Genomic DNA, 1,008 nt, shown 5'->3' with positions numbered 1-1,008 from the left:
GGCGGAAATGCTGGGGGTTAGTGCGGGTTTGGGCTATTATATTCTCGATACACGCGATCGACTCGCTTATTCGGAGTTGATGGCGGTGATTCTCGTTATTGGCGCGATTGGTTATCTGCTCGATTGGGGTTTGCGTCTGGCTCATCGCTCTTGGACGCATCAAGATTAGCCTATTGGTTCAACTATGTGGGAAGTGGGAAGTGGGAAGTCTTGGCGCTTTTCCTTAGTTGAAAGAGCGGGCCAGACGACTAACCCCAGTATGTAATAACTGTTCCAAACTTTGGCGATCGCTGATGGCTTGAAGATTGATCACAAAACAGGTTAAACCCAGTCCAAAGAGGATAAAAGTGGGGGCCATAACCACACCAATCATTAACCAGGTGGCGACGTGGAGAAACATGGTGATGGCGAACAACAAAGCTAGGGAAGCAATGGGGAAGACTTGACGGGTAGGACGACCGAAATAGAGAAAAAGAACGGTTAAAACGGTGGTTACTAAGTTAGCGGGTACTAAAAAGGCACAAATCGAGACGCAATAGTGGCGGGAAAATTCAGCGAGGGTATTAAAATCTATCATTAATATTACTTTACAATTGCCTGAGTCTTAGTACTCTCGATTGTAGCGGAAAATTTACTTGACATCCTCGCCGCCGTAAAACGGACGGCGATTCCCAAACCTCACGATTTGGGTTTCTGCTTCTTTCCCGAAGGATTTTTCGCACCTGCCTTAACAGATTTACTCTGTTCTGGTCTTATGGTCGCTCTACAGACTGACACCGCAAGCCCTGCGGCCAAAATATTTTTACTTGCGTTAATATCTCGGTCATGGTGCGTCCCACAGCTTGGACAGTCCCATTCTCGAACATTTAACGGCATTTTCAAGGGCAATATACCCGCAATTACTACACCTTTTAGAGCTAGGAAACCATCTATCTATTTCGATGTAATTTCTCCCATACCAACGGCATTTATAGGCTAATTGTCGAGGGATTTCTCCCCAGCTTACAT

The 1,008-nt window shown here is 46.0% G+C and carries 1 protein-coding gene and 2 pseudogenes; 1 reads left to right on the top strand and 2 read right to left on the bottom strand.

Annotated features, from left to right (window positions below):
• Positions 1 to 169: pseudogene (locus tag PX481_RS29830) on the top strand (ABC transporter permease); the annotation flags it as partial.
• Positions 170 to 223: 54 nt separating this feature from the next.
• On the opposite strand, the gene PX481_RS20005 reads toward PX481_RS29830, so the two are convergent.
• Both PX481_RS20005 and PX481_RS20000 read right to left on the bottom strand, forming a co-directional pair.
• Positions 224 to 577 carry a hypothetical protein gene (locus PX481_RS20005; RefSeq protein WP_004159506.1) on the bottom strand — a complete coding sequence of 118 codons (354 nt, stop codon included), beginning with the start codon at positions 575 to 577 and terminating at the stop codon, positions 224 to 226.
• A 101-nt stretch (positions 578 to 678) separates the two neighbouring features.
• A pseudogene (locus PX481_RS20000) lies at positions 679 to 1,008 on the bottom strand (zinc ribbon domain-containing protein); the annotation flags it as partial.

Source organism: Microcystis sp. M53603_WE2 (assembly GCF_030065435.1).
Note: the sequence above shows the minus strand (reverse complement) of the source record. Positions and strands in the feature narration are given on the sequence as shown.